The 26,282-nt window shown below is 63.0% G+C and carries 29 protein-coding genes; 17 read left to right on the top strand and 12 right to left on the bottom strand.

The window, feature by feature from the left end:
• The 5 genes from GR328_RS01820 to GR328_RS01800 form a co-directional block, all read right to left on the bottom strand.
• Positions 1–366, bottom strand: coding sequence for a response regulator (locus GR328_RS01820; protein WP_160882813.1), 366 nt, complete (start codon positions 364–366; stop codon positions 1–3).
• A complete protein-coding gene (locus GR328_RS01815) occupies positions 366–3,671 on the bottom strand; it encodes a PAS-domain containing protein (protein WP_160882812.1) in 3,306 nt (1,101 codons plus the stop codon). The genes GR328_RS01820 and GR328_RS01815 overlap by 1 nt, the downstream gene beginning before the upstream one ends.
• Positions 3,668–4,660, bottom strand: a complete 993-nt coding sequence (locus GR328_RS01810) for an ABC transporter substrate-binding protein (protein ID WP_160882811.1) — start codon at positions 4,658–4,660, stop codon at positions 3,668–3,670. The genes GR328_RS01815 and GR328_RS01810 overlap by 4 nt, the downstream gene beginning before the upstream one ends.
• A gap of 233 nt (positions 4,661–4,893) precedes the next feature.
• The gene (locus GR328_RS01805; RefSeq protein ID WP_160882810.1) at positions 4,894–5,838 is read right to left on the bottom strand and encodes a homocysteine S-methyltransferase family protein; all 945 of its coding nucleotides are present in this window, start codon (positions 5,836–5,838) and stop codon (positions 4,894–4,896) included.
• 65 nt (positions 5,839–5,903) lie between these two features.
• The gene (locus GR328_RS01800) at positions 5,904–6,605 is read right to left on the bottom strand and encodes a Crp/Fnr family transcriptional regulator (RefSeq protein WP_160882809.1); all 702 of its coding nucleotides are present in this window, start codon (positions 6,603–6,605) and stop codon (positions 5,904–5,906) included.
• Positions 6,606–6,780: 175 nt separating this feature from the next.
• Between GR328_RS01800 and GR328_RS28435 the strand changes: the two genes are divergently transcribed.
• The 3 genes from GR328_RS28435 (at position 6,781) to GR328_RS28430 (ending at position 8,478) form a co-directional block, all read left to right on the top strand.
• Positions 6,781–7,041, top strand: a complete 261-nt coding sequence (locus GR328_RS28435) for a YjiS-like domain-containing protein (RefSeq protein WP_160882808.1) — start codon at positions 6,781–6,783, stop codon at positions 7,039–7,041.
• 12 nt (positions 7,042–7,053) lie between these two features.
• Positions 7,054–7,674: a class I SAM-dependent methyltransferase gene (locus tag GR328_RS01790; RefSeq protein WP_160882807.1), complete on the top strand. Its 621-nt coding sequence runs from the start codon at positions 7,054–7,056 to the stop codon at positions 7,672–7,674.
• A 549-nt stretch (positions 7,675–8,223) separates the two neighbouring features.
• The gene (locus GR328_RS28430) at positions 8,224–8,478 is read left to right on the top strand and encodes an extensin family protein (RefSeq protein ID WP_160883014.1); all 255 of its coding nucleotides are present in this window, start codon (positions 8,224–8,226) and stop codon (positions 8,476–8,478) included.
• Positions 8,479–8,490: 12 nt separating this feature from the next.
• Here the strand turns inward: GR328_RS28430 and GR328_RS01780 are convergent, their stop codons facing one another.
• The gene (locus tag GR328_RS01780) at positions 8,491–8,730 is read right to left on the bottom strand and encodes a hypothetical protein (RefSeq protein ID WP_160882804.1); all 240 of its coding nucleotides are present in this window, start codon (positions 8,728–8,730) and stop codon (positions 8,491–8,493) included.
• A gap of 291 nt (positions 8,731–9,021) precedes the next feature.
• Here GR328_RS01780 and GR328_RS01775 point away from each other — a divergent pair, with 291 nt between their 5' ends.
• Positions 9,022–9,828 carry a DUF1194 domain-containing protein gene (locus tag GR328_RS01775; protein WP_160882806.1) on the top strand — a complete coding sequence of 269 codons (807 nt, stop codon included), beginning with the start codon at positions 9,022–9,024 and terminating at the stop codon, positions 9,826–9,828.
• A gap of 5 nt (positions 9,829–9,833) precedes the next feature.
• Here the strand turns inward: GR328_RS01775 and GR328_RS01770 are convergent, their stop codons facing one another.
• The 5 genes from GR328_RS01770 to GR328_RS01750 all read right to left on the bottom strand — a co-directional run bounded on the left by GR328_RS01770 (position 9,834) and on the right by GR328_RS01750 (position 14,741).
• A complete protein-coding gene (locus tag GR328_RS01770) occupies positions 9,834–11,003 on the bottom strand; it encodes an extracellular catalytic domain type 1 short-chain-length polyhydroxyalkanoate depolymerase (RefSeq protein WP_160882805.1) in 1,170 nt (389 codons plus the stop codon).
• Positions 11,004–11,129: 126 nt separating this feature from the next.
• A complete protein-coding gene (locus GR328_RS01765) occupies positions 11,130–11,369 on the bottom strand; it encodes a hypothetical protein (RefSeq protein WP_160882804.1) in 240 nt (79 codons plus the stop codon).
• 294 nt (positions 11,370–11,663) lie between these two features.
• A complete protein-coding gene (locus tag GR328_RS01760; protein ID WP_160882803.1) occupies positions 11,664–13,505 on the bottom strand; it encodes a DEAD/DEAH box helicase in 1,842 nt (613 codons plus the stop codon).
• Between the two features lie 54 nt (positions 13,506–13,559).
• Complete coding sequence (locus GR328_RS01755) at positions 13,560–13,877, bottom strand: hypothetical protein (RefSeq protein WP_160882802.1); 318 nt, start codon at positions 13,875–13,877, stop codon at positions 13,560–13,562.
• 81 nt (positions 13,878–13,958) lie between these two features.
• A complete protein-coding gene (locus GR328_RS01750; protein ID WP_160882801.1) occupies positions 13,959–14,741 on the bottom strand; it encodes an IclR family transcriptional regulator domain-containing protein in 783 nt (260 codons plus the stop codon).
• Positions 14,742–14,917: 176 nt separating this feature from the next.
• On the opposite strand from GR328_RS01750, the gene GR328_RS01745 reads away from it, so the two are divergent.
• The 13 genes from GR328_RS01745 (at position 14,918) to GR328_RS01685 (ending at position 26,027) form a co-directional block, all read left to right on the top strand.
• Positions 14,918–16,099 carry an ABC transporter substrate-binding protein gene (locus GR328_RS01745; protein WP_160882800.1) on the top strand — a complete coding sequence of 394 codons (1,182 nt, stop codon included), beginning with the start codon at positions 14,918–14,920 and terminating at the stop codon, positions 16,097–16,099.
• A gap of 89 nt (positions 16,100–16,188) precedes the next feature.
• Positions 16,189–17,052: a branched-chain amino acid ABC transporter permease gene (locus GR328_RS01740; RefSeq protein WP_160882799.1), complete on the top strand. Its 864-nt coding sequence runs from the start codon at positions 16,189–16,191 to the stop codon at positions 17,050–17,052.
• Between the two features lies 1 nt (position 17,053).
• The gene (locus tag GR328_RS01735) at positions 17,054–18,055 is read left to right on the top strand and encodes a branched-chain amino acid ABC transporter permease (protein WP_170304096.1); all 1,002 of its coding nucleotides are present in this window, start codon (positions 17,054–17,056) and stop codon (positions 18,053–18,055) included.
• A complete protein-coding gene (locus GR328_RS01730) occupies positions 18,052–18,816 on the top strand; it encodes an ABC transporter ATP-binding protein (protein ID WP_160882797.1) in 765 nt (254 codons plus the stop codon). The genes GR328_RS01735 and GR328_RS01730 overlap by 4 nt, the downstream gene beginning before the upstream one ends.
• Entirely contained in the window at positions 18,797–19,513 is a 717-nt protein-coding gene (locus GR328_RS01725) for an ABC transporter ATP-binding protein (RefSeq protein ID WP_160882796.1), read from the top strand. Before GR328_RS01730 ends, GR328_RS01725 begins: the two co-directional genes overlap by 20 nt.
• A gap of 8 nt (positions 19,514–19,521) precedes the next feature.
• Positions 19,522–20,316 carry a 3-oxoadipate enol-lactonase gene (gene pcaD, locus GR328_RS01720; RefSeq protein WP_160882795.1) on the top strand — a complete coding sequence of 265 codons (795 nt, stop codon included), beginning with the start codon at positions 19,522–19,524 and terminating at the stop codon, positions 20,314–20,316.
• 31 nt (positions 20,317–20,347) lie between these two features.
• Positions 20,348–20,713: a 4-carboxymuconolactone decarboxylase gene (gene pcaC / locus GR328_RS01715; protein WP_246215647.1), complete on the top strand. Its 366-nt coding sequence runs from the start codon at positions 20,348–20,350 to the stop codon at positions 20,711–20,713.
• 23 nt (positions 20,714–20,736) lie between these two features.
• Positions 20,737–21,462, top strand: coding sequence for a protocatechuate 3,4-dioxygenase subunit beta (pcaH, locus tag GR328_RS01710; protein WP_160882793.1), 726 nt, complete (start codon positions 20,737–20,739; stop codon positions 21,460–21,462).
• Positions 21,462–22,088 (top strand): protocatechuate 3,4-dioxygenase subunit alpha, encoded by a 627-nt coding sequence (pcaG, locus tag GR328_RS01705; protein WP_160882792.1) that lies wholly within the window; start codon positions 21,462–21,464, stop codon positions 22,086–22,088. The genes pcaH and pcaG overlap by 1 nt, the downstream gene beginning before the upstream one ends.
• 11 nt (positions 22,089–22,099) lie before the next feature.
• Positions 22,100–22,945 carry a CoA transferase subunit A gene (locus tag GR328_RS01700; protein WP_160882791.1) on the top strand — a complete coding sequence of 282 codons (846 nt, stop codon included), beginning with the start codon at positions 22,100–22,102 and terminating at the stop codon, positions 22,943–22,945.
• A 2-nt stretch (positions 22,946–22,947) separates the two neighbouring features.
• Positions 22,948–23,736 carry a CoA-transferase subunit beta gene (locus tag GR328_RS01695; protein WP_160882790.1) on the top strand — a complete coding sequence of 263 codons (789 nt, stop codon included), beginning with the start codon at positions 22,948–22,950 and terminating at the stop codon, positions 23,734–23,736.
• 2 nt (positions 23,737–23,738) lie between these two features.
• Entirely contained in the window at positions 23,739–24,944 is a 1,206-nt protein-coding gene (pcaF, locus tag GR328_RS01690; RefSeq protein WP_160882789.1) for a 3-oxoadipyl-CoA thiolase, read from the top strand.
• Positions 24,945–24,956: 12 nt separating this feature from the next.
• Positions 24,957–26,027, top strand: coding sequence for a 3-carboxy-cis,cis-muconate cycloisomerase (locus GR328_RS01685; RefSeq protein WP_425487004.1), 1,071 nt, complete (start codon positions 24,957–24,959; stop codon positions 26,025–26,027).
• Here the strand turns inward: GR328_RS01685 and GR328_RS26610 are convergent.
• Positions 26,024–26,191, bottom strand: coding sequence for a hypothetical protein (locus tag GR328_RS26610; protein WP_170304095.1), 168 nt, complete (start codon positions 26,189–26,191; stop codon positions 26,024–26,026). The genes GR328_RS01685 and GR328_RS26610 overlap by 4 nt on opposite strands.
• Between the last annotated feature and the right edge of the window lie 91 nt (positions 26,192–26,282).

Here is a 26,282-nt window from a genome sequence, read left to right as displayed (position 1 = left end):
CTATTCCAGAAGCTCACGGATCTTCGCGAGAATTTGCCGCGGACTGAAGGGCTTGGCGATGTAGCCGTCGCAGCCGGCTTTCCAGGCTTTCTCCTCGTCTCCCGAGAGTGCATAGGACGTCACGGCGATGATCGGAGGCGCTTGAACCGCACTGTTCGCCTTGATGTGCCGGATCGCCTCGTAGCCGTCGAGAAGGGGAAGCTGAATATCCATCAGGATCAGATCGGGCTTGAATTCCTCCGCGGCCGCCACCGCCGCTCGGCCGTCATGTGCCTCGCAGATCTCGAAGCCTGCATTGGCGAGGAGATCGCGCAGGATACGCCGGTTGTCCTCCGTGTCTTCCACGATCAGGATCCGCTTGCTCATCAGGCGGCCTCCGTGACGCGGCTGTCCAGTGGAAGGTCGATGGTGAAGGTCGAGCCTTGCCCCACAGACGAGTGAACGTGGATCATGCCGCCATGCATCTGCACGATACGTTTGGAGATGGCGAGCCCGAGACCGGTTCCCGTGCCCCCGTTTACTGCGTTCGAGCCCTGCTGGAATGCCTCGAAAATGAGCTTCTGGTCTTTGGGGGAGATGCCGATGCCCGTGTCCTCGACTGCGATCTTCAGCCGTCCGTTCTCCACTCCGGCGCTCACCACGACCGAGCCTCGATCCGTGAACTTGATGGCGTTGCCGACGAGGTTGACGAGCACCTGGGTGAGCCTACGCTCATCGCCGCTGCCACAAGGGAGGTTATCTGGAACCGAGACATGGAGCGCAATCCCCTTCGCCTTTGCGAGCGGCTCCGCCGTGGTCACGACGGCGTGGACGAGATCGGACACCGAATAGGGTTCCGCAGCGATCAGAAGTTCGCCCGCCTCGATCTTTGAGAGGTCGAGAATGTCGTTGATGAGAGCGAGGAGGTGCCGCCCGTTCACCTGAACGCGAGTGAGAACGCCATGCGCCTTCTCGGGCAGGTCGCCATAGAGCCCGTCGATCAGCAGTTCGGTATAACCCAGCACCGCATTGAGCGGCGTGCGGAGCTCGTGGCTCACATTCGCCAGGAAGCGTGACTTGGCCTGGCTTGCCTCCTCGGCCTGCTCCTTGGCCTGACGCAGCACATCCTCGAACCGCTTCAGGTCGGTGATGTCGAAATAGGTGAGCATGCGCCCGCCGTCGGGAAGAGCGATGATGCGGTACTGGAGAACCTGACCGTTCTTCAGTCGCATCTCGGTCATGAGGGTGATGCCGCTCCTGATCTCTCCGATGCGCTTCGCCTTGTAGGCTTCCCAATCCTCGTCCGAAACGTCGTAGCTGCCGAGCTCCCGGCTCTTCTCCATGTCCTCTTCCAGAGAGCGCGGTTTGTCGTAGAACCCCTCCGGCATCTGCCAGATCTCGCGATAGGCCCGGTTCGCGAGGCGAACGTGGAAGTCGGGATCGAGGAAAAGGATGCCGTATTGAATGGTCTCGAGAACCGCGTTGAGGTCGCGAAGGGCGGCTTCGGTCTCCTTCTTCGCCTGTTTGAGCTGCGCTTCTCGCTGCTTCAGCTCCGTAATGTCGTTGAAGGCGAAAAGGAGTGCCGGAGAGGATTCATAATCGGCGAAGCTCGCATTGACCAAAGCCCAGAACTCGCTGCCATCGTGGCGCTGAAGAAGCACCTCCACATCCTGGACCCGACCATCATGTGACAGAATTCTCAGGATACGCTCGCGATCAGCAGGGTTCGCGTAGTAGTTCGGTGCCGAGGTTCCCCGTAACTCCTCCTGCGTAAGGCCGATCGCCTCCGCCGTGCGCGCATTGGCATAAAGGATGCGTCCATCCGACATCCGCGTCACCACCAGGGGGAAGGGGGCGAGCTCCAGGAGGCGCCGCTGACGCTGCTCGGCGAGGGCGATCGCATCGAGAGCCCGCTTTTGTTCCGTGATGTCCACATAGGTGAGCATGCGCCCGCCGTCGGGCAGGGCGACGCAGTGGTATCGGAGCACGTGACTGTTCGGGGATTGTATCTCGATCGGAGATTCGCCGCAGTGCCTGATGCCTTCCATGCTGCGCTCAATGAAGGCGTCCTCGTATTCGGCTTCGATACCAATCGCCATGCTGTGATGGGCGATCACGTCCCGGATGGGCGTTCCCTTGGCGAGCTGCGCCTCCGGCACGGCCCACATCTCCTTGTAGGCGCGGTTGGCGAGGCGAATTTTCAGATCGGGGCTCAAGAACAGGATGCCGTAATCGATGGTGTCGAGAAGCGCGTTGAGCTCTCGATGGCGTGCAAGTTCGCGCTCGGCCCGCTCGCGCTCGCTCAGCTCGTGAGCCAGTTCCTCGTTCAATCGGGCAAGGCTCGCACTACGCTCGCTGAGAGCCGTCTCTCGGGCGTCGATCTGGCGTGCCATCGTGATGAAGGCTTCCGTCAGTTCACCGATCTCGTCGTCGCGCTTCAGGTTGAGATGGGTCTTGAACTCACCCTTGGCAACGGAGCTGGTCGCGCGCACGAGCAGACGCAGGGGCACTGCAATCTGGCTTCGGAGAGTGGAACTCATAATGGCAATCTCGAGAAGCAGCGCCAGCGCACCCATGAGGAGAATGAGACGAGCGGTTTTCCAGGCGCTCTCGGCGGCGAGATCCAGCGGATAGACGGTGGCCAGGGTCCACGCGGGCCCGCTCAGTTTCGTCACGGCTATCACCTGATCGCGGCTGTCGTGGCGAATGACCGTCTGCCGCGGCGAACGTTCGACCGTCAGGCGATGAATCTCCTCGAGCCGTGGATCGCCTGTCTCCGAAATGGGCAGCGAGCCGCTGCGTGCCTGAATGGCATCCATGAAGCGCGGATGCGCGATGATCCGTCCCTCATCGGAGAAGAGGATGTTGTAGGTGCCGTCCACATCGGTGCTCATGGCGCGCCCGATCAGGTCATGCACGAGGATGTCCTGCCCGATCTGGATCGCAGGGCGCCCGTCCAGCAGAGCCGGTCGGGTCACCGACACGAGCCAATCGTTGATTCCGTAATCGAAGTAGAGTTCGGACCAGCGCTCCTTGTCGGAGTTTCCGATCGATCCGGTGCTAGCGATGAGCACGCCGTCCTTCTTGTCGGTGAGCAGGTTCAGCTTGCCCGAGATCTCCCAGTCACCCGCACGAAGGGCCCAGGGTTGATCTGGCCAGTACATGAGCACTGCGCCTTCCGGCGTCATCACATAGAGGTTGGCGAACTGGCTCTTCCAGGCGGGTCCGAACTGCGTGATCAGGTCGAAGGCCACGACGAGCCGCCGCTTGAGATCGCGCTCGATCATCACATGCTTGCCGATAAAGCCTGTGACGCCATAGGTCTTGAAGACATTCTCCGTCAGCCGGGTGGTGCCGTCGGGTCGCTGTTCGAACAGCGCGGCGAAGCGCTGTTCGGCGCCTTGCGGGTCCATCTGGCTGATCTCGCGCAGATAGCTTTCGGAGAAGGTGTGGATATTGCTGCTCGCGAGATCGAAGATGGCGCTTTCCCGCACGCGCCTCTGCTCCACATACCGCTCCAGGCTCTCGATCGCCTGCCGTTCGAAGCCCGTCTTCACATGCCAATAGCTCATGATGGTGGCGGCAGCCACCACAAGGCTGATGCGGATCGCGATCTTGCGGAGCGTCAGAAGCGTGAGCGATCGTTTCGGGCTGGAAACCTTGCGGGGTTCTGTCGAGGAGAGGCTTGTCATGGAACGGCTCTGGCCAAGGGAGGAAAATCCTTGATGCCAAGCCTTCGGGCGATCCTGTCGTTGAAGAACAACTCGCCTTCGCGATTGTAAGAGAGAGGAATATCGCTGGGTTGAACGCCATCGAGGATGCGAAGCGTTGCCTGGCCCACCCAGCGTCCCTGTTCCTCCGGGCTTTTCACCACGCCGATGAGGCTCACGGACGTGAGCCATTCGAAATCCGTGCCGCTCGGGATCTCGCTTCTCTCCTCGGCGAGGCGGCTGGCATCCGCGAGATCCCAGTCCGGCACTGCCCCGACGCCCAAGATCATGAGCATGTCGACTTCTTTTTGCGCGCTCAGGAAAGCCTCCTTCCAGTCCGCGTGCGAACTCACGAAGTAGGTCTTGTCATAGCTGATTCCGAAAAGCCGCTCGTGATACGCCAATTCCTTGCGCTTGACTTCCGTGTCCTCGGCCAGAAAGCCGAGCCTCGGTCCGCGCGCATGCCGGCGCAGCAATTTCAGGATCTGCGGTATGGGGGAAACCTCCACCATGCCCGTGGTGTTGCGGTAGGGAAGCCCATAGATGGAAGCATCCCAGTTTAGGCCGCAGAAGACGACTGGAACGGCAGCGTCCCGCAGGTAGGGCATGACCAAGTATTTCGCGGCAGGGTCGTCGCTGATCGTGACCACGTCGGGCTTGAACTCGTCGATCGCTCGAACGGCTTCCTGAGCGGAGGTGTCGATGTCGCCTGCCGATGGCCGACGCTTCGCGTCCATGTGAAACACGCGCAGCTCGACGGCTTTTCCGCTCAAGGTTTCCTGGAGGGCGGCAAATATTCCGTCGTTCCATTGATTGCCGGCGTGATAGGAATCGACGTGGAGAACTCTTCTAGAGCCGTCCTGCGCGCGAACGTCATCTACCTTTGCATACATAACCAAGGCACAGGCGATGATGCAGGCAAGCGCTGCTTCCCGCATCCAGGACCATACGTGTTCGAAACGTCGTGACATGGCATAATCCGATCGTGTGAACGTTCGACTGCCTTTGGCGGACGCTTGTCCTTCTCACATTGTGCCGCGGGCTCATGCCTTGCTTGTGAGTTTCGCTGTTCAAACCATACTATGCCCCTATGTCGCGGCTCCCAACTCTTTTGCGCCCACGTACTCCTTAAGGGTGAGTTTCGATGTATCGATCGCTACCGAGGCGCGCCCGGCGGAACGCGCGAGGACTCCACGGACTTCCTCTAGAGGGGCGTGCAGGACTCGCAAATTGCAACGATATGGCGATGATCCGTCCCGCAGCAGCCTCCCAGGACACAGAGCCGTGTCAGCCTGTCGCGCAAAGACCGGTAACGGCGTCCCAGATCCTGGGGATCGCCTGCATCCAGTTCGGTCGCGGCATCGAGTTCGGCATGACTCAAAGCGGAAGCGTTGGCTCGGATGCCCCTGATGCGGTCGATCCACGGACCTGGCGTCGCCAGCGTGCTCTCGAAATGCTTAGGGTGTGCGCAGTTGATCATATAGTAGATGGGGTCCGCGCCGGTGGCGTCATCGACCTTCCGAATGGCCTCCTGCAGGGTATCTCCGGATGGCAGGCGCCCGTCGGTTTCCACAGTGAAGGAAATCGCGACTGGCATGCCGCGGGTTCGCGCAGCGCGCACGATGCCGATCGCCTCTTCAGGATAGGTCAGCGTCATCGCACTCACCATGTCCGCCGCCGTGTCGCTGAAAATCTCGACCTCGGGTGCATGGTACTGCTCCGCTTCCTCGCTCCCCATGCGGCTATCGGCCCTGTAGCCGTCGCCGCGTGGCCCCAGAATGCCGTTGATCACGATAGGGGCGTCGTTCGCCGCAAAGGCGTCGCGAAGGTCACAGGCTAGAGCCACCGACATGCGCTGGATTACCGCCAGGTCCCCCGGGCCATAGCCGAGCTTCGTTCCCCAATCCGCGTTCGCGCGCCATGTGGCCGTATCGAGAATGAAGCCGAGCTGTCTCTGCCTGGCGGCCTCAAGATAGGGTTTGAAATATGTCCTCAGCGCCTCGCGCCCATCCTCGGTCGTCACGAGCGGGAATGCCGCGAAGCAGGGCAGTTCAATCCCGTGGTGGAAGATGAGGCTTGTCTCCAGCCCGCCATCCGTCAGGAAGGCGCCGCCCGAGAGTTGCGGAAGGTTGGATCGATAGGCGGCCATGGTTCATCTCCCTTCGAACAGATCCGCATTCTGGGGGCGGACGATAGGGCCTTCTGTGAGATGAATCACATGGAACCGTGCTCGAGGCTGCTGCTGCCGTCACCGGTAGGACGAGAGAGACGGGATGGATGGATCACGCGGATGCAGTTGCGGCTCAACTCGATCCATCCCAGGCGGCGCCAGTTCTGAAGCTGGCGGTTGACGCTCTCGCGGCTTGCGCCGACGAAGACCGCCAGCTCCTCCTGGCTCACATGCAGTTCGCAGCCATAATCCTCGCTCAGCGCAACGAGGCGATGGGCCAGCCGGGTTTCAAGCGGCAGCAAGGCGCGCTCTTCCATCTGCGAGCTCATCCAGCGAATGCGCTCGCAGAGCAGTTCGACGATGCGGATCGCGACGGAGGGGCGCTGCTCGAGAAGGCCGAAGAAGTCGCGCCGGTAAACTGTATAGAGCTCCGTCGGCTCGGTCGCCACTGCATCCGCCGTGCGGGGGCGGCCATCGAGCAATGCGACTTCACCGAATACGTCGCCTGGGCCGAGCAGGTTCAGCGTCAGGCGCCTGCCGGACGGAATGCTCGTCGCGATGCGGATCTGCCCGCGGCGCACCGCGTAGAGCGCATCTCCCGGATCGCCCTTGAGGAAGAGCGTCTCGCCCGGTTCGAGCCGCCTGCATACGCACAGGACTGCGATGGCTTCGATCACATCGTCGCCGAGACCGGCAAAGAAGGCATTGGCCTTGAGCAGCAGCGCGAGTTTGTGCGGTCCAGCCATGAGGAGCCCTTTCACCGGCGATGGTTGCAATGTGACCAGAGTCACAGAAGTCAGGCCGCATGAGGCGCATCATCAACATTGCTGATGACAGGCAGTCCTGTCTTGCATTCATCGGCGTCAGCCGGAGCACGGCCCGGCGTAATCTAGCATCAAACAGGCTGGGAGGCATGCCAAGATGCGGAATATTGCTTTGACTGGCGGCGGGATCACCCGTTCCGGCTCACGTGTACGTGCGGCCGCCGAGAACGTCATCAAGCCTGCCCACGACCTCGCCGCGCGGGTTTGGAAAGCCATAGCGCATGAGAGAAGCTGCCGGGAGCTGTCGCGATGGGATGAGCGAATGCTGCTGGATATCGGACTTGAGCCTTTCGACGTCTATTTCGGCTGGCGGGGCCCCGACCGGCGACGTTCGACACCTTCGCGGTTTCCCTCCTGACGGGAAGCAGCGATGGGCATCTATTCTCGCTTCATAGGTCCGAAACTCGTGAGCTGCCTTTGCTCCATGGACGACATTATGGCCGAGCGCGAGCGGATCGTTCCGCTGGCAAGCGGAGAGGTGCTCGAGATCGGCATGGGACCCGGTCTGAACCTGCCGCTCTACAATCCTCTCTCCGTGACGAAGGTCATCGGAGTCGATCCGAACGACGCTTTTCTGCACCTTGGCGAAACGCGGCACAGAAACAGCAGAGTGCCTCTAGAAATTCTCCACGCTCCGGCCGAAGCGCTGCCCCTGATGGACTGCACCATCGACACGGCGGTGATCACCTACACTCTGTGCACGGTCGAAGATCCCCACCGGGCGCTCCGGGAAGTGCGGCGTGTTCTGAAGCCCGAGGGCAAGGTACTCTTCCTTGAGCATGGATTGTCGCCTGAGGAGGACGTGGCGCGCTGGCAACGCCGCTTGAATCCGATCTGGCGCTCGCTCGCGGTAGGCTGCAATCTCACGCGCCCGGTGGCGGAACTTCTTCAGCAGGCCGGATTCTCGATCCGGGATATGGAGGAGTATTATCTTGGCGGGGCTCCACGCGTGCTCAGCTTTCACTGCCGCGGCATCGCGCAGGTCTCCTGACGGAGTAGGGTGCATTTCGGCTGCCTTCTTGGGCCGTGAGCAATCTGCTCTAAATCCATGCCGTGCGGGACAGCGCCCCTCCATTGCTCCACCGGACCCGGCTTCTTGCGACGCTCCTCGGTCGGCTCGCCATCGCAGTTGTGCTTGGGCTTGCGATTGTCTCCGGGCCCGTCTGGCCTGGGAGGATCGCTGTTCCCCAGTCACCTCGATCCGTTCGCGGCATTGCGCATTGCCGATGAGGGAGCGACTTGACGCGGATGAAGCTCTCCAGCTTCCAAAGAATCCCGCCGCAATGCTTGGCGGGGTTGGCGGATTCGGAAGTCTCCGGCATGCCGTTGCGGGTCATCGGGGCGATGAGGGGGCGGCCTTTCCAAGGTCGTTGCTGTGGGGAAGTCATCCCGATCCTTGAACCGGAACTTCATGGCCTCATGCCCTCTGGCAGTGGCTTGGGCCCTGTTCGACATTCACGTGATTGATCCTCCCGCATACCGCCATCTCGGACAGGCTGTCGCGCGAACCGTTCATCAAGGGATTTGTGCCTGACGCAACATCAACCACCGTGCGGCGGGTCTCCAAAGCGAACATGCGACCGCCGATGCCATCGACATTACCGGTTTCGTACCGGCTGACGAGCGGAATGTGACAGTTGCACGCGACTGGGAGGGGGGACAGGCCCCGCCACGCGGCCTTGCGGTGCGGGACGGGGCCTGCTCCTTCGTCGACGTGGTACTCAGCCCCGATGACAACGAGGCGCACCGTAACCGTTTTTATTGCGACATGGGTGCCTCTCGGACATGCCGATGAGGCGCTTCCTGCTCAGTTGAGGGCGTATGACGGCGCGTCGCCCATCAGTGCGGCCCTGGCAGCCAGCAGCAGCGCCTCGCCTAACTCGCGGGCATGCTCGGCCGTCATGGCCACAGGCATCTGTCGGCGCACGCCCTGCTCGTACTCCTCCGCTGTAGTGGCCGTCTCGATCACCATCATCGTATCCCGGCCATCGAGCGTGCCGACGGAAAACGAGGTGAGCGCGCAGATCAGGTCCATGTCGGGTTTCATTGTTTTGCCCCTACGGTACGCAGAAGAATCTACAGGTTCGCGCGCACCCTGTCTGCTCTCCGCCCAGAGAGTGGATTATGTTGCATTTGCCGGCATTCGAAGGAAAACGCCTGGCCGAAGCCCGCCACAAGGGAGAAGCATGTGCGGTCTGGCCTGCCGGTGAAGAGCAGGCTCACGCAACGAGGGGGCCATCAATATTCGCTCCCGTGGCGCATCAAAGTCCAGCTTGGCGCGTTGAGAGGAGACAACCAGCGCTGATCGCATTGATCGAGTACAGGGGCGGAGGTCCTCATGCTTCGTCGTTTCGGGTGGATTCCTGCGTTCCTCCTTCTCACCGGCGGCCTTCTCGACCGAATGCCGGCGCTCGCCGAACCTCAGCTCGATATCGCTCTCGTTGTGGCCGTTGACATCTCCTCCTCCATGGAAGCGGAGGAGCAGGGACTGCAACGCACCGGCTTCGCAGAAGCCTTCCGCTCCACTCTGGTGCACGAAGCCATTCGGAACGGGGCGGCGGGCCGGATCGCGGTGACCTATGTCGAGTGGTCCGGTGCCAAGGATCAGACGGTCCTGGTGCCATGGACCATCATCGACGGCCCCGAGAAAGCGATCGCCTTTGCCGATCGGCTTGCCGGCAAGCCGATCCGGCAGGCCGGCATGACATCGATTTCCGGGATTATCGATTTTAGCCGTGACCTCTTCAAGGAGCTCGGGGGCATGTCCGCACGCCGCGTCATCGACATCTCCGGGGACGGACCCAACAACGATGGGCGCAAAGTCGTTCTCGCACGGGACGAGGCGCTCGCGGACGGCATCGTGATCAACGGATTGCCGATCATGTTCGGGCGCACCCAGAGCAGCCGGGAGATGGATGGGCTGGACGTATACTACAAGGAATGCGTTATCGGTGGCGCAGGTTCGTTCATGATCCCGCTGCACGATCCCGAGCAGTTCGCCATGGTCATCCGCACCAAGATCATGCGTGAGATCGCCGGGATCGGGGATGACGACATGCACGTCATCCCGGCGCGGTCACGCATGAACTGCGTAAGCGGGGAGATGCGAACGGACGATGATCTCAGCGTTGAGAAAGACCCATAGAGCTGTCAACGCATGAGCCCTGCGGCTTTCAACGCCCTCACGATCACGCCGCCTACATTGGGAATCGGCGACGGCACATCCTTCCCGCGGCCGCGCCTGTCTTCCTGCCGGGTGCGCGCCTGTCCGTCCGCAAGGGATTCCGCCCGAAGGCTGGGCTTGTGTTGAGAGACGATACTGCCCGTGAGCCCCCAAAACTTTGCGATGTGATAGCTCGAGGAAATGCCCACTTCGATCAGGAACGGGCCTGCGACACCGTAGTGGTTCTCGTCGTTGCCCGTGGCGAGCGGCGTGCCGTGAGCCATGCCGCTGATGATGTATTCCTCGATCACGTCCTCCCCGGCGTCGTTCACCCAGACGCGACGCGGATAGCCGTCCACGGTCTCGCTGCGGCTCGCGGAGGTCGAAAGGCCGTGAACGTCGGTCCATTGCTTGATGATCTCGCCCGCGTTGATGGGCTTGACGGTAGCATCCGCACTGCCGTGCCAGACGGACACCTTGGGCCAGGGGCCCCGATGCCGCGAGGCTTGGCGCACCAGGTCGCCCCATTCCCCTGCCGGACGGGTTTGTCCCTGGAACATGCACTCGAAGGCCTCAGAGACGCTGGTGGCGCATCGGTAGGGCAGGCCTGCGATGATGGCGCCTCCGGCGAACACCTCCGGATAGGTGGCCAGCATGGCGGCCGTCATGGCGCCGCCTGCCGACAGCCCAGTGACGAAGACGCGATCGCGATCGATGCCATGCTTGCGGATGGCAATTTCAACCATCTCGCGGATCGAAGCGACCTCGCCCCGGTCGCGCTCGGTGTCCCCGGTCTGAAACCAGTTGAAGCAGCGCTTGGGATTATTGGTTTCCCTCTGCTCGGGAAAGAGCACCACGAAGCCATAACGCTCGGCCAGGACCGACCACCCGGAGCCCAAGTCGTAGCCTGCGGCATTCTGGGTGCACCCGTGAAGAACCACGACCAGACCGGGAGACGAGGCGAGTTCCGGCGGAGCATAGGTGAACATGCGCAGATTGCCCGGATTGACGCCGAAATTCTCTGTTTCGACCAAGCGTTGCAGGGCCGTTTTCAGGGGCTCGAGCGGGGCTTCGTTCGTGGCTGCGGCCCTCATCAATCCTTCCCACTGGCTGCGATAGCGAGCCAATTGGTGGATCATGCTCCCTAGGCGCTGCATCAGGCATACCCTTCACGTTCCATGGATTGGATAACGCCGGAGCAATGCCTGCGTTGCAATGCAAAAAACTATATTGCCCTGCAATGGATCGACCTCTGCCAGAGGAGGACCTATCCGCCTTCCTGCTCAGTTGAGGGCGTATGACGGCGCGTCGCCCATCAGTGCGGCCCTGGCAGCCAGCAGCAGCGCCTCGCCCAACTCGCGGGCATGCTCGGCCGTCATGGCCACAGGCATCTGTCGGCGCACGCCCTGCTCGTACTCCTCCGCTGTAGTGGCCGTCTCGATCACCATCATCGTATCCCGGCCATCGAGCGTGCCGACGGAAAACGAGGTGAGCGCGCAGATCAGGTCCATGTCGGGTTTCATTGTTCTGCCCCTACGGTACGCAGAAGAATCTACAGGTTCGCGCGCACCCCGTCTGCTCTCCGCCCAGAGAGTGGATTATGTTGCATTTGCCGGCATTCGAAGGAAAACGCCTGGCCGAAGCCCGCCACAAGAGAACAGCCGGCATCCGGTCGACTCCGTCCTTCCGGCGATGCTCGTGCCGCTGGCGGGAGCCGTGTTCGAAAATCTCGGGAAGCCCGCCAGCGAATCCCGAACCTATCGACGGCATCGTGTAAATCAGCCGGAGCGCTCTCGCATTCCGGCTGATTTGCTTTCTCAGCGGCGCTTGTCCGACGCACGCTTCTTGTCTTTCGGCCGCTTGGCGTCCTTGGTGCCGGTGTTGTCGCGAGGATGCTTGGATTCGTGAGCGCGCTTGCCCTCCCGGGGAGGCTTACGATCGGAAAAGTCGCCTCTGCCTTTCGGACTCTTGAGCCTGGGGGCGTCCGAGGATTTACCATGCGGTGCATCGGCGGGCTCGATGCGGATGTCCTCGTCATTCGCCTTGCGTACAGAGGCCGCGAATTTCGGCGCGTGGGATTTCGCGATCTGGAATTTCGATTCCCGGTCGAAGATCTTGATCGAGCCGATTTCCTTCTTCGTCACGTGGCCGAGACGGCAGATGATCGGGAGAAGCCAGCGCGGATCGGCGTTGTTGCGGCGCCCTACGCTCATGCGGAACCATACCATGTCCTCGGAGGAGCCGTAGGCGCCATCCTCGGAAGCTCCGCGGCCCCAATCCCGCCCGCCGTGGGCGCGCTCGTCCTGGCGCTCGCGCTTGTCCTTGCGCTGGCGCGGGCCGCGATCCTCGCCCGGATCGAAGATCTCTTCCGGCGCAGGCAGGCGCGAACGATGAAAACGCGCCAGTGCGTTGGCGATCTCCTCGGCGGATTTCTCGGCAAGGAGAACCTTCGCCATAGCCAGATCCTCTTCCGTCGTCTCTTCGGAGAAGATCGGATCCTGCATCAGGCGCTCGCGGTCGAGCTTGCGGATGCCGTCGGCCGATGGCGGCCCGGCCCAGGTCACGTCGATGCCTGCTTGATCAATGAGGCGTTCGGCCTTGCGGCGGCGCGTATAGGGCACGAGCATGACACACACGCCCTTGCGTCCGGCGCGGCCCGTGCGGCCGCTGCGGTGCAGGAGCGTTTCATGATCGTTGGGCAGATCCACATGGATCACGAGGCCGAGATCCGGCAGGTCGATGCCGCGCGCAGCGACGTCGGTGGCGACGCAGACCCGGGCGCGCCCGTCGCGCAGAGCCTGCAGGGCGTGGCTGCGCTCGCTCTGACTGAGTTCGCCCGAGAGGGCAACTGCCGCGAAGCCGCGTTCGACCAGGCTCGCATGGAGGTGCCTCACAGCCTCGCGGGTATGGCAGAATACCATCGCGCCACGGCTCTCGTAGAAACGCAGCACGTTCACGGTGGCGAGCTCGGTCTCATTCGGAGCGCAGCGGATGGCGCGGTAGTCAATGTCGCCATGCGGCTCGTTTTCAACCAGGGTGTCGATGCGATGCGCGTCGCGCTGGTAGCGTCGGGCGAGGGCGACGATGTTTTTCGGCAGGGTTGCGGAGAACAGGAGCGTGCGCCGGTTCTCGGGGGTGGCGTCGAGGATGAATTCCAGATCCTCGCGGAAACCGAGATCGAGCATCTCGTCGGCCTCGTCGAGCACCACGACCTTCATCTTCGAGGTATCGAGGCGTCCGCGCTCCAGATGGTCGCGCAGGCGCCCGGGCGTGCCGACGACGATGTGGCAACCGTCTTCCAGAGCGCGCTGCTCGCGGCGCACGTCCATGCCGCCGACACAGGAGACGACCCGCGCGCCCGCCGGGCCGTAGAGCCAGATCAGCTCACGGTTGACCTGGAGCGCCAGCTCGCGGGTCGGCGCAATGATGAGCGCCAGGGGCTCGCGGGGGGCGCTAAAGCGCTCCGCCTCGCCCAGCAGGGTGGAGGCCATGGCAAGGCCATAGGCGACCGTCTTGCCCGAGCCGGTTTGGGCGGAGACGAGGAGGTCGCGGTCGAGGGCATCCTGCTCAAGGACGGCGGCCTGGACGGGGGTGGGATCGTTATAGCCTCGGTCGGCGAGGGCGCGCTCAAGGCTCGGATTGGTCTTGGGGAATGGCATGAGATTAGGGGCTGAACCAGTTGGAGGGAGCTTTCCAAGCTCCGATAAGGATGATCAGCCGGAGGCGGCACCGTCGTCTATTTCGTCGATCGACACCAGGAACACGACATCGATGTTGATGTCGCCAGAGTCTTCGCCGTCTTCGACCTCGTCCTCATCCTCTTCGTCCAGAACCTCATAAAACGCATCGATCTCGTGTTCGGATGCGGGTCTGGTAGTCAAGGCAGCTGAGCCGTCCCAGAGGAATCGGCCCTCGCTCTTAAACGACTTCAGGTCATCTTTAAAGCTCTCGCTCAAAAAGAGCTCCTGGGCCTGCTCCTGGTCGGCATTGGTCACGGCAACCGCCTTGCCGGCAATCTCGAGGGTAACCATGGCATGTCCTTCGTCGCGCAAGCTGGATCTACCTGCTAACGCTCAGAAGGCCATTTCGATCAATACGGCCAAGCCTAGACCTCACAAAGTGTAGCGCAAGGCGTCGCTGGCGGCCTTCAACGATGGCAGAAACCGTTCCTCCATCTCGGAGGCTGGCACGCGCGCGGCCTGGGCGCTGACGTTGAGGGCGATGGACACGTGGCCGTTCTTCTGCACGAGCGGCACGGCAATGGAGCGCAGGCCGAGTTCCAGCTCTTCGTTCACGATGGCGTAACCATGCTGCCGCGTGGCCTCCAGCACGGCCCGGAATTGGTCCTTGTCCGTAATGGTCTCCGGTGTGCGGGGTTCCAGGGTGACTCTCTCGAGATAGGTTTCGACCGTTTCCGGCGGGCGAAAGGCCAGGATCGCCCGGCCGAGCGAGGTGCAATAAGCGGGCAGGCGGCTCCCGACCCCCAATCCGATGGACATGATGCGGCGCGTGGCCGAGCGGGCAATGTAGACGATATCATCGCCGTCCAGCACCGCCGCCGAACTCGATTCGCCCGTTTCCTCCGAGATACGCTCCAGGAAGGGCTGCAGGCGCGTCGAAAGCGCGGTGGAGGAGAGATAGGCATACCCGAGCCTGAGGATGCGCGGGCTCAAGGAAAAGTAGCGCCCGTCGAAATCCGCATAGTTGAGACGGGTGAGCGTGCGCAGGTACCGACGGGCGGCCGCGCGGGTGATGCCGGTGATCTTGGCTACGTCAGACAGGGTCAGGCGTGGACGGCTGGCGTCGAAAGCCTCGATCACCAGAAGGCCCTTCTCGAGGCTCGCGACGAAATCCCGGTCGTCCCTCTCCTGACCGCCCGTCTGCTCAGACTGCATGCTGCCCTCCAAAAGCGGCGGGTTCGACTCATGGCGTCTTGACACCGCGCCCCTGAATCGTCCTTGATGTTCGTAATGGTAATCAATGTTCGCAAAGCGCACAAGCTGATTGACATCGACCAGAAAACCACGGTCCATCCAAGGAGATTCGTGGGCTTGCAGGGAGGAAAACGACGATGATAGCGGGCAAGAGAATACTGGGTGCGGCCGTCAGCGCGATGCTGATGGGCTCCGTCTCCGCATATGCCGACACCATCAAGGTCGGCATCATCGGCCCGTTCTCGGGTCCGTTCGCCCTGCAGGGCAAGAATTTCCAGGCTGGTGTCGAAGCCTATATGGCGCTCAACGGGAAGTCCGTGAAAGGCCACGACATCGAGATCATCTATCGCGATCTTCCTGCTGCCAATCCCGCGCAGTCCCGCGCCCTGGCGCAGGAGCTCGTGGTGAAGGAGAAGGTGCAGTATCTCGGCGGCGTCTATTTCACGCCGGACGCCATGGCGATCACGCCTCTGCTCTCCCAGGCCAATACGCCGCTCGTCATTTTCAACGCGGCCACGTCCGCGATCGTGAACACCTCGCCGCTCGTGGTCCGCACGTCGTTCACCACGGCGCAGACAACGAACCCGCTCGGAAAGATCGCGTTCAACGAGGGCGTGAAGAAGGCGATCACCGTCGTCAGCGATTACGGCCCGGGCGTAGACGCCGAGAACGCATTCAGGAAGGCGTTCGAGGCGGCTGGCGGCCAGGTGGTCGAGGCCGTCCGAATGCCGATGAATACCACGGATTTCAGCCCGATCATGCAGCGCGTGCGCGATTCCGGCGCGACCGGCCTCTTCGCGTTCCTGCCCTCCGGCCCGCCCACCCTGGGTTTCGTGAAGGCTTTCAACGAGACGGGGCTCAAGAAGGCGGGAATCAAGTTCTACGCACCCGGCGACCTGACGCAGGAATCCGACCTGCCGGCCCTCGGCGAGGCGGCGGAAGGCCTCAAGACCAGCTTCCATTACTCGGTTGCTCATGACAGTCCGGAGAACAAGAAGTTCGTGGAAGCCGCCGTCAAGGCCATTGGCTCGGCGGACCAGCTCTCCTTCCCGGCGGTCGGCGCCTATGACGGCATGCACGTCATCTACAAGATGATCGAGGCCACGGACGGCAAGCAGGACGCGAAGAAGGCGGTGGACGCCGTCAGGGGCCTGTCCTGGACGAGCCCGCGCGGGCCGGTCCGCATCGAGCCCGAGACCCGCCACATCACGCAGAACATCTATCTGCGCGAGGTCGCAAAGGATGCGGACGGGAAGTACATCAACAAGGAAATCCAGACCTTCCCGGACCAGAAGGATCCCGGTCTCGCCACTCAGTGAACGAAACGGAAAGGATGGGCGCGATTCCCCGTCGATCGCGTCCGCCTTCACTCTCGAACCGGCGCCGAACGAGGAGGCGGAAGAGTTCCATGCAGACTATTCTCAGCATTGCCATCGACGCCCTGGCGTTCGGCATGGTGCTGTTCATCATCTGCATCGGCCTGTCCCTCACGATGGGTCTGATGCGCGTCGTGAATCTCGCCCACGGCGCCTTCGCGATGATCGCAGGCTATATCGCCTCCTACGCTGCGCGCGATCTCGGGCTCGGCTATGCGGCCAGCATCTTCCTCGCGATCATCGGCACGATCGTGATCTCAATTCCGCTCGAGCGCTTTCTCTACCGGCGGATCTATGGCAGTCCGGAACTGACCCAGGTACTGATGACGATTGGTCTCACCTTCTGCGTGATCGGCATCACCAACTATTTCATGGGTCCGACGCTGAAGATCATTCCGCTGCCGGAAGCCTTGAGCCAGCCGCTCGACGTGGGTTTTCGCACCATCGCCGCGCACCGGTTGTTCGTGATCGCCTGTGGCGCGGCCGTGGCCGGCGGCCTGTGGTATCTCATCGAGCGGACGACTTTCGGCATCAAGTTGCGAGCGACGGTCGACAATGCGGCTATGAGCGACGCGCTCGGCGTGCGCACCCAGGTGGTCTACGCCATCAGCTTCGCCATCGCCATCGGCCTTGCCGCGCTCGGCGGCGTGGTCGGAGCGGAGTTTCTGCCCATCGAGCCGTATTATGCCCTGCGCTACATGGTGACCTTTCTCGTCGTCGTCTCCGTCGGCGGGGCGGGCTCCATCCCGGGGGCTCTCATCGCATGTCTCGTGCTCGGGTTCGTCGACACGACAGGGCGTTACCTGATGCCCGATTTCGGCAATTTCTTCTTCTACGCCGCCGTGATCCTCATCGTCTGCCTGTTCCCGCGCGGATTCCTCGGAAGGGCTCAGTAGCATGCACATCATGGCGCAAGCGGGAACGGTATCGGCAATGCCCGACGCGAAAAGCCATTTGTGGCGCGACGCCGCGGGGATCGCTCTGATTTCGGCTTGCGGCGCGGCCGGCTACTGGCTGTTCCCGGACAATCTCGCTCTGCTCACCCGGATCGTCGCGGTGGCCCTGCTCGTGCTGTCGATCGATCTCGTCGTTGGCTATTGCGGCGTCGCTACCTTGGGGCAGGCAGCCCTGTTCGGCGCGGGCGCCTATGCGGCCGGCATCGCCTGCGTGAACGGCGTGACCGAGCCGATGACGCTGATCGCCATCGGGGCGATTGCGGGCGCCGCGGCGGGCCTCCTCATGGGGGGCGTCATGCTGAGGGCGCACGGCCTTGCCCAGCTCGTTCTCTCCATTGCCATCGTACAGCTGTTCCATGAGGCGGCCAACAAGGCCTCGGCCTATACGGGCGGCAGCGACGGGCTGGCGGGCCTGATGGTCAGTCCTCTCTTCGGCTTGTTCGAGTTCGATCTGTGGGGGCGGACGGCCTATCTCATGGGACTTGTCCTTCTCCTGCTCGTTTTCATCGCGCTCAAGTTCGTCGTGGCTTCGCCCTTCGGGATGCTGTGCCGCGGCATCAAGCAGGATCCGGTCCGCATCCGTGCCATGGGGGCCTTCGTATTCCCGGTTCTGTTGAAAATGTTCGTGATCTCGGGTGCTGTCGCCGGAACAGGTGGCGCCTTAGCCGCTGTCTCCACGCAGGTCGTGGGCCTCGACAGTGTGAGCTTCGAGCTCTCGGCGAATGCGCTCGTCATGCTGGTGCTCGGCGGGCTCGGCACGCTGTATGGCGCGCTGATCGGAACCGTGATCTTCATGGGATTTGAGCATGTGGTGTCAGCCTTCAACCCGTTCCACTGGATGACAATGGTGGGTGCATTGCTGATCGCCGTGGTGCTGGCGGCTCCTGGCGGCCTGACTAGCCTGGTCGGGAAGGTCGCTGCATCGAGGCAGGGGAAGCCATGAGCGATCTGTTCCGCGTCGAGAATCTGTCGAAATCCTTCGGGGGGCTGGCGGTGAGCCGCAACATCTCCCTGTCAATGCCGGAGGGCGAGCGCCTTGCACTCATCGGCCCCAACGGTGCCGGCAAGACCACTTTCGTCAATCTGGTGACGGGGCAGCTCAGGCCCAGTGCGGGGCGCGTCCTGTTGAACGGAGGGGACGTGACGCAACTCGGCGCCGTGCGCCGGGTGCGCAAGGGACTCGTGCGCACCTTTCAGGTGACGCGCCTTTTTTCCGATCTCACGCCTGAGGAGCACGTGACCCTCACCGTGCTGCAGCGGGAGGGAAAGGCCACGCGCATCCTGAGCCGGTTTCGCGGCAACACTCATGTGGCGGACGAGGTTCACGGAATCCTCGGCACCCTCGGATTGCACGAGGTCGCGCGCCGGAAGGTAGGCCAGATCGCCTATGGCCAGCAGCGGCTTCTGGAAATCGCCATCGCGCTTGCCCTCAAGCCGAAGGTGCTGCTGCTCGACGAGCCTGCGGCAGGGGTGCCCTCGGCCGACACACCGCGCATTGAGCAGGCACTGGAGCGCCTTCCGCCGAGCCTCGCCGTGCTCATGATCGAGCACGACATGGATCTCGTATTCCGTTTCGCCAGACGCGTGGTGGTGCTCGCAGCGGGCGAGGTCATCTTCGAGGGAGGACCCTCGGAGGTCGCTGCCGATCCGAAGGTGCGCGAAGCCTATTTAGGAAACTATGCTCATGCCCGCAGCGTCGCTTGACGTCAGAAACCTGAGTGCCGGCTATGGCCCCACACTGGTGCTGGAGGACGTGTCGTTCTCGGTGCCCGCCGGAGCTCGCCTGTCGATCCTCGGCCGCAACGGCATGGGCAAGACCACGCTGCTCTCGACCCTCATGGGGATGAACCGGCGCTACGGCGGGGAGATCCTGGTCGGTGGTAAGGACCTGTCGCCGCTGAAGAGTTCGGAGCGCGCCCGTCGGGGCATCGGACTCGTGCCGCAGACGCGCGACATCTTCCGGTCCCTCACCGTGGAGGAGAACCTGATCGTCGGTATCAAGGATCGTCCGCGCAACGTGATCCAGGAGGCCTATGACATGTTCCCGCGCCTTCACGAGCGCCGGAACAATCTTGGCTGGCAATTGTCCGGCGGCGAACAGCAGATGCTCTCCACGGCCCGCACCATCCTCGGAAGACCGGCCGTGCTTCTTCTCGACGAGCCGTTGGAAGGTCTGGCCCCAGTGATCTGCGAGGAGCTGATGGAGGCCTTCACGCTCCTGGCCTCCAGCGGCGAGATGACGATCCTGCTCGTGGAGCAGCGCCTGGAGAGCGCTCTTGATTTCGCCGAGACCGTCCTGATCCTGGAACGGGGACGCATCGTCTGGCAGGGCGCGAGCGAGGCCCTGCGGGCCGATCCCGGTCTCGTCGAGCATTACATCGGCGTCGGTTCTCTGCATTGAGGTGGAGCATGGCATTCATTCGCGCAAACGGCATCGTCCTTCATTACCAGGCCATCGGGAGAGCCGACGCACCGGTGCTTGTCTTCAACAATTCGCTGGGCAGCGATTTCCGCATCTGGCAGGCGGTTGCGCCCGCCTTCGCGGATCGCTTCCGCGTCTTGCTCTACGACAAGCGCGGGCATGGCCTTTCGGACACGTCGCCCGCACCTTACCGGATGGATGATCATACGGACGACCTCCTTGCGCTGCTCGACCGGCTCGGGATCGGGAGCGCCGCTCTCGTGGGCTTGTCGGTCGGCGGCATGATCGCGCAGCGCGCCGCCGTACGGGCCCCTGAGCGTGTGACGGCGCTGGTCCTCTGCTGTACGGCGGCGAAGATCGGAACGCCCGAGCTCTGGGCCGAGCGCATCTCCGCCGTCGAGAGGGGTGGAGTCGAGCCTATTGCGGAGAACGTCCTGCAGCGCTGGTTCACGCCCCAATTCCGCGAAACGCGCAAGGATGACGTTGCCGGATGGCGCAACATGCTGGTGCGTAATCCCGCACAGGGCTATGCCGGAACCTGCGCGGCCATTCGTGACGCGGACCTCACGGCCGATGCGGGAGCGATCGTAGCACCGACCCTTTGCGTGGCCGGAGACCAGGATGGCTCGACGCCGCCCGACGTGGTGCGCGGCACCGCAAGACTCGTTCCTGGCGCACGCTTCGAGCTGATCGAGGGATGCGGTCACATCCCTTGCATCGAGAAACCTGAGGTCCTCACGCATCTGATTCAGAAACATCTTCAGGAGGTGGGCCTTGTCTGACGATCACGGGGGCGAGCGCTACAAGGCCGGGATGGCCGTCCGTCGCCAGGTTCTCGGGGATGCGCATGTGGACCGGGCCAGCGCCCAGATGACGGAGTTCGATGCCGATTTCCAGGCCTTCATCACCGAAGGAGCCTGGGGCTCGGTGTGGTCGCGCCCGCATTTCACCAAGCGCGAGCGCTCCATCGTGACCATCGCGCTGCTCGCGGCGCTGGGCCATGACGAGGAGGTCGCCATGCATGTGCGCGCCACGCGCAATACCGGCGCGACAAAGGAGGATATCCGCGAGGCTCTCTTGCATGTGGCGGTCTATGCGGGCGTGCCCGCCGCCAACCATGCCTTCAAGATCGTCAAGAGAGCCTATGACGAGATGGAAAAGGCTCAAAAGCAAGAATAGCGGCTTCGTCGGGGAGGGCGGCCATGTCGGACCATGAATCATTCTACCATCGGGACAGGAGCTGGCATCCGCCGGCTTTCACGCCACAATACAAGACCTCGATTTTACGCTCTCCACAATATCCGCTTCTCTCGCTCGACAATACCATCTCCGAGATGACCGGTCCCGTGTTCGGGCACGACAGGCTTGGGCCGCTCGACAACGATCTGATTCGCAATTTCGCCAAGACGGGCGACCCGATCGGCCAGCGCATCATCGTCTATGGCCGGGTGCTCGACGAGAACGCGCGTCCGGTTCCCGGCGCTCTTCTGGAGTTCTGGCAGGCCAATGCGGGCGGACGCTACCGACACAAGAAGGAAACCTATCTGGCAGCCCTCGATCCCAATTTCGGCGGCTGCGGACGCACGATCACGGACGAGGAGGGGCGCTACTGGTTCCGCACCATCAAGCCGGGCGCGTACCCCTGGCCGAACGGCATCAACGACTGGCGCCCCGCGCATATCCACTTTTCGATCTTCGGCCACGCCTTCGCGCAGCGCCTCATCACGCAGATGTATTTCGAGGGCGACCCGATGATCTGGCAATGCCCGATCGTTTCAACCATTCCCGACAGACAGGCCGTGGAGCAGCTCATCGCCGCGCTCGACCGCGAGAACACGCTTCCGATGGATGCGCTCGCCTACAAGTTCGACATTGTCCTGCGCGGCCGCCGCTCGACGATGTTTGAAAACCGCATGGAGGGGAACTGATGGTCCAGAAGCTCGACCGATTGAAAGAATCGCCCTCCCAGACCGCAGGTCCCTACGTCCATATCGGCGCCATGCCGAACTGGGTCGAGATCACGGGAGTGTGGAAGGAGGATCTCGGCCTCGTCCTCGTCGGCCCTGAGACGAAGGGAGAGCGTGTCGTCGTCAAGGGGCACATCTATGACGGCGGCGGAACGCCTTTGAAGGATGCGCTCGTCGAAATCTGGCAGGCGGATGCTCAAGGCCTCTACAACAGCCCTCGGGAAAGGCGCGGGAAGGCCGATCCGCATTTCACCGGCTGGGGGCGTCAGCCTACGGATGGCGTGACGGGTGAATACAAGTTCGAAACGATCAAGCCCGGTTGCGTCCCCTACAGAGACGGTCGCCTCATGGCGCCGCACATTACGTTCTGGATCGTGGCGCGCGGCATCAATATCGGCCTTCATACCCGCATGTATTTCGGCGACGAGGAGGCGGCCAACGCGGAATGCCCTGTGCTGGCGCGCATCGAGCACAAGGTCCGCGTCCCGACCCTCATCGCCTCGCGCAGCGAGGAGAACGGAATGCCCACCTACACCTTCGACATCCATCTCCAGGGTGAGAAGGAAACCGTGTTCTTCGACATTTGACAGAGAGCAGCATGGCCAAGTTTCAGAGCCTTCAGGAGGCCGTCAGGGACAATCTCCGCGACGAAGACACCGTCGCCTTCGAGGGCTTCACCCATCTCATCCCGCATGCGGCCGCTCACGAGGCGATTCGCCAGGGTCGCAAGGATCTCACGCTGATCCGCATGACACCTGACATCATCTACGACCAGATGATCGGCATGGGCCTCGCGAAGAAGGTCGTCTTCTCCTATGCGGGCAATCCGGGCGTCGGCCTGCTGCGCCGGATGCGCGACGCCATCGAGAACAGTTGGCCGCGCGCCATCGAGACGGTGGAGCACAGCCATGCCGCCATGGCCAATGCCTACGAGGCCGGAGCGGCCGGTCTGCCCTGCGCCGTCTTCCGCGGCTATCGCGGCGCGGGGTTGAGGGATGTGAATCCCGAGATCCGCAGCGTCACGTGCCCGTTCACGGGCGAGGAGCTGGCCGCCGTTCCCGCACACCGTCCGGACGTGACCTTCATTCATGCGCAGAAGGCGAGCCGGCGCGGCGACGTGCTCATCGAGGGCATCATCGGCGTCCAGAAGGAGGCAGTCCTCGCGGCCAGACGTTCGGTAGTCACCGTCGAGGAGATCGTCGAAGACTTCGACGATCTCCATCCGAATCTCTGCGTGCTACCTCACTGGGCGATCACATCCATCGCCCATGTGCCGGGGGGCGCGCATCCGTCCTACACTCACGGCTATTACGAGCGCGACAACGCGTCCTACCTTGAATGGGACAAGGTTTCCGCTGATCGCGATCTGTTCACGCAATGGATGAGGACGAATGTACTCGAGGCGGGACCCGAAGCCTTTGCAGAACGCGTGAAAGGGCTGTGACCATGGCGATGATCACCGACTTCACTCCCAACGAGATGATGACGATCGCGGCGTCCCGCGCGTTGTCCAACAAGGACGTATGCTTCGTTGGTATCGGCGCGCCGTCGGCGGCCTGCAACGTGGCGCGGCTCACCCACGCGCCGGACATTACCCTGATCTATGAAAGCGGCACCATCGGCACGGCGCCGAATGTCCTGCCGCTTTCCATCGGCGACGGGGAGCTGTGCGAGACGGCGCTCACCACGGTCTCGGTGCCCGAGATGTTCCGTTACTGGCTCCAGGGCGGGCGTATCTCCATCGGCTTCCTGGGGGCCGCCCAGATCGACCGCTTCGGAAACATCAACACCACCGTGATCGGCGATTACAACAAGCCCAAGGTGCGCCTGCCCGGCGGCGGCGGCGCGCCGGAGATCGCCACGTCGTGCAAGGAGGTGTTCATCACCATGAAACAAGCGACGCGCGGCATGGTGGAGAAGATCGACTTCTACACTTCCTTTGGCCATGGGGACGGCGGCGATCATCGCCGGCGCCTCGGCATCACGACGAAGGGCCCAACGCTCCTGATCACCGATCTCGCACTCTGGAAGCCGGATCCGGAGACCAAGGAATTCAACGTAGTGTCCTTGCATCCGGGCGTGACCAGGGAGCAGGTGCAGGATACCTGCGGCTGGAAGGTGCACTTCTCCGATCACCTCGAAGAGACGCCGCCGCCATCCGAACTCGAACTCACCACCCTGCGCGAGCTCCAGGCTCGGACCGAGCGCGCCCATGGCGGCAAGAAAGGAAGCTGACAATGCGTGAGGCTTACATCTGCGCATATGTGCGCACGCCCATTGGCCGCTACGGCGGAGCTCTGTCCGGCGTGCGTGCGGATGACCTTGCGGCCGTTCCGCTGAAAGCGCTCGTGGAACGGCACCCGCGGATCGATCTCGAGGCTGTCGACGATGTGATCTATGGCTGCGCGAACCAGGCAGGCGAAGACAACCGCAACGTCGCCCGCATGGCCCTGCTGCTGGCGGGCCTGCCCGGTTCCGTGCCCGGGTCCACGATCAACCGCCTGTGCGGGTCGGGCATGGATGCGGTGATCGCGGCGGCTCGCGCCATCAAAGCCGGCGAGGCCGAGTTGATGATCGCGGGCGGCGTCGAGTCCATGTCCCGTGCCCCTTTCGTGATGCCGAAGGCTGAGACGGCGTTTTCCCGCACCGCGGAGATCTACGACACCACCATCGGCTGGCGCTTCGTCAACCCACTGATGAAGAGCCAATACGGTGTGGATTCCATGCCCGAGACCGGCGAGAACGTGGCCGAGGATTATCGCGTCTCGCGCGAAGATCAGGATGCATTCGCCCTGCGCTCTCAAGCCAAGGCCGCCGCCGCCCAGTCAGCTGGGCGCCTAGCGCGCGAGATCGTTCCGGTGACAATCCCGAAGCGCAAGGGAGACCCGGTCGTGGTGGGGCGGGACGAGCATCCTCGCGGCGACACCACCCTCGAGCAGCTGGCCAAACTGCCGACGCCTTTCCGCAAGGAGGGTACAGTGACGGCAGGCAATGCGTCGGGCGTCAACGACGGCGCGGCGGCGCTCATCGTTGCGTCGGAAGAGGCCATGCGGAAGTTTGGACTCGAGCCCCTCGCTCGCGTGACTGGCGGAGCGGCAGCGGGCGTGCCGCCGCGAATCATGGGCATCGGGCCCGTGCCGGCCACACGTAAGCTGTGCGCGCGGCTCGGATTGAAGCCATCGGATTTCGACGTAGTGGAGCTCAACGAGGCCTTCGCCAGCCAGGGGATTGCCGTACTGCGCGAGCTCGGGATCGCGGAGGATGCGGCGCATGTGAACCCGAACGGCGGCGCGATCGCCCTCGGTCATCCTCTCGGCATGTCGGGTGCACGGATTACCGGTACGGCGGCATTGGAGTTGAAGCTGACGGGCAAGAAGCGGGCGCTCGCGACCATGTGCGTCGGCGTCGGGCAGGGCATCGCCATCGCCCTTGAGGCCGTGTGATCGTCGAGGAGCATCGCCATGCGGGCGCATCCCCATCCCTTGCTACAGGCACTCGTCGGCGACGAGGCGGTGGAAGCTTTCCTGTCCGATGAGGCCGAACTTTCAGCCCTCTTGGAGACGGAGGCCGCACTCGCCCGAGCACAGGCGAAAGCCGGTCTCATCGAGGAAGTGGCCGCACAGAGAATTGCCGAAGCCTGCCGCAGCTTTCAGCCGGACTGGAGCGACCTGGCTGAGGGGCTCGCACGGGATGGGGTGGTCGTCCCCGCGTTCGTGAGGCAATTGCGGGCGGCCGTCGGCGAGCCTCATGCGAAGGCCGTACACCTGGGCGCGACGAGCCAGGACATGATCGACACGGCACTGGTCCTTCGCCTGAAGGGTGTTGTCGAGATCCTGGGCCGTCGCATCAGCGACCTGACCTCGGCTCTCCGCGATTTGCGTGCGCGGGACGGGGCGATGACGCTGATGGCCCATACGCGCATGCAGCAGGCTTTGCCGTTCACGGCCGCTGACAAGATCGATACGTGGCTTCAGCCGCTGGAGCGCCATGCCGAGAGGCTGGAGAATCTTGCGCCCCGTCTTCTGGTCGTGCAGCTGGGCGGGCCCGTCGGAACGCGCTGCGAGATGAAGGGCCATGGCGATGCGGTGGCCGATGCCGTGGCGGAGATCCTCGGTCTCGGCTACGGCCCGTCCTGGCATTCGCAGCGAGACCGGATCGGCGAGTTTGCGGGCTTTCTCTCGCTTCTGTCGGGCACGCTCGGAAAGATCGGACAGGACCTGACCCTGATGGCGCAGAACGAGGTGGGGGAGGTGCGGCTCGCATCGGGCGGCGGGTCGTCTGCCATGCCGCACAAGTCCAATCCGGTTCAGGCGGAGGTGCTGATTGCTCTCGCCCGCTACAACGCGGGCCTGCTCGGCACGCTTCACCAGGCGCTGGTGCACGAGAACGAACGTTCGGGCGCGGCATGGACCTTGGAATGGCTCGTGCTGCCTCAGATGGTAACGGCAACGGCGGCAGGATTGCATAAGGCGCAGGCGCTCGTGAAGGGAATGAGCTTTCTGCCGTCCTCAGTCGCCGCTCATTAGGCATCACCTACGATGACGGTCACTCTGCCGCTTCCGCCGCAATCGGGACAGGGGCTCTGGTTCAACCGGCCGGAGCCGCTGCAGGCAGGGCAGATGTTCTCGGCCGTCTGCTTGGTGCCCGGGACATCTTCATCGCCGGGGTTCTTCACGGTTTTTCCGTTCATTGCGCCTCTCCTTTGCGGGTGAACGTCGTGAACGAGCGGCGGTTCGCCTCCACAAGGGCGGTCGCCACAAGAACGAAATAAGAGGCGCCGC

The organism is Microvirga makkahensis (assembly GCF_009830105.1).
Taxonomy (GTDB): Bacteria; Pseudomonadota; Alphaproteobacteria; order Rhizobiales; family Beijerinckiaceae; genus Microvirga; species Microvirga makkahensis.
Note: the sequence above shows the minus strand (reverse complement) of the source record. Positions and strands in the feature narration are given on the sequence as shown.

Coding starts and splice junctions, on each gene's coding strand:
- GR328_RS01820 (WP_160882813.1), bottom strand. CDS start 366: ATGAGCAAGCGGATCCTGATCGTGGAAGACACGGAGGACAACCGGCGT.
- GR328_RS01815 (WP_160882812.1), bottom strand. CDS start 3,671: ATGACAAGCCTCTCCTCGACAGAACCCCGCAAGGTTTCCAGCCCGAAA.
- GR328_RS01810 (WP_160882811.1), bottom strand. CDS start 4,660: ATGTCACGACGTTTCGAACACGTATGGTCCTGGATGCGGGAAGCAGCG.
- GR328_RS01805 (WP_160882810.1), bottom strand. CDS start 5,838: ATGGCCGCCTATCGATCCAACCTTCCGCAACTCTCGGGCGGCGCCTTC.
- GR328_RS01800 (WP_160882809.1), bottom strand. CDS start 6,605: ATGGCTGGACCGCACAAACTCGCGCTGCTGCTCAAGGCCAATGCCTTC.
- GR328_RS28435 (WP_160882808.1), top strand. CDS start 6,781: ATGCGGAATATTGCTTTGACTGGCGGCGGGATCACCCGTTCCGGCTCA.
- GR328_RS01790 (WP_160882807.1), top strand. CDS start 7,054: ATGGGCATCTATTCTCGCTTCATAGGTCCGAAACTCGTGAGCTGCCTT.
- GR328_RS01780 (WP_160882804.1), bottom strand. CDS start 8,730: ATGAAACCCGACATGGACCTGATCTGCGCGCTCACCTCGTTTTCCGTC.
- GR328_RS01775 (WP_160882806.1), top strand. CDS start 9,022: ATGCTTCGTCGTTTCGGGTGGATTCCTGCGTTCCTCCTTCTCACCGGC.
- GR328_RS01770 (WP_160882805.1), bottom strand. CDS start 11,003: ATGCAGCGCCTAGGGAGCATGATCCACCAATTGGCTCGCTATCGCAGC.
- GR328_RS01765 (WP_160882804.1), bottom strand. CDS start 11,369: ATGAAACCCGACATGGACCTGATCTGCGCGCTCACCTCGTTTTCCGTC.
- GR328_RS01760 (WP_160882803.1), bottom strand. CDS start 13,505: ATGCCATTCCCCAAGACCAATCCGAGCCTTGAGCGCGCCCTCGCCGAC.
- GR328_RS01755 (WP_160882802.1), bottom strand. CDS start 13,877: ATGGTTACCCTCGAGATTGCCGGCAAGGCGGTTGCCGTGACCAATGCC.
- GR328_RS01750 (WP_160882801.1), bottom strand. CDS start 14,741: ATGCAGTCTGAGCAGACGGGCGGTCAGGAGAGGGACGACCGGGATTTC.
- GR328_RS01745 (WP_160882800.1), top strand. CDS start 14,918: ATGATAGCGGGCAAGAGAATACTGGGTGCGGCCGTCAGCGCGATGCTG.
- GR328_RS01740 (WP_160882799.1), top strand. CDS start 16,189: ATGCAGACTATTCTCAGCATTGCCATCGACGCCCTGGCGTTCGGCATG.
- GR328_RS01735 (WP_170304096.1), top strand. CDS start 17,054: ATGCACATCATGGCGCAAGCGGGAACGGTATCGGCAATGCCCGACGCG.
- GR328_RS01730 (WP_160882797.1), top strand. CDS start 18,052: ATGAGCGATCTGTTCCGCGTCGAGAATCTGTCGAAATCCTTCGGGGGG.
- GR328_RS01725 (WP_160882796.1), top strand. CDS start 18,797: ATGCCCGCAGCGTCGCTTGACGTCAGAAACCTGAGTGCCGGCTATGGC.
- pcaD (WP_160882795.1), top strand. CDS start 19,522: ATGGCATTCATTCGCGCAAACGGCATCGTCCTTCATTACCAGGCCATC.
- pcaC (WP_246215647.1), top strand. CDS start 20,348: ATGGCCGTCCGTCGCCAGGTTCTCGGGGATGCGCATGTGGACCGGGCC.
- pcaH (WP_160882793.1), top strand. CDS start 20,737: ATGTCGGACCATGAATCATTCTACCATCGGGACAGGAGCTGGCATCCG.
- pcaG (WP_160882792.1), top strand. CDS start 21,462: ATGGTCCAGAAGCTCGACCGATTGAAAGAATCGCCCTCCCAGACCGCA.
- GR328_RS01700 (WP_160882791.1), top strand. CDS start 22,100: ATGGCCAAGTTTCAGAGCCTTCAGGAGGCCGTCAGGGACAATCTCCGC.
- GR328_RS01695 (WP_160882790.1), top strand. CDS start 22,948: ATGGCGATGATCACCGACTTCACTCCCAACGAGATGATGACGATCGCG.
- pcaF (WP_160882789.1), top strand. CDS start 23,739: ATGCGTGAGGCTTACATCTGCGCATATGTGCGCACGCCCATTGGCCGC.
- GR328_RS26610 (WP_170304095.1), bottom strand. CDS start 26,191: ATGAACGGAAAAACCGTGAAGAACCCCGGCGATGAAGATGTCCCGGGC.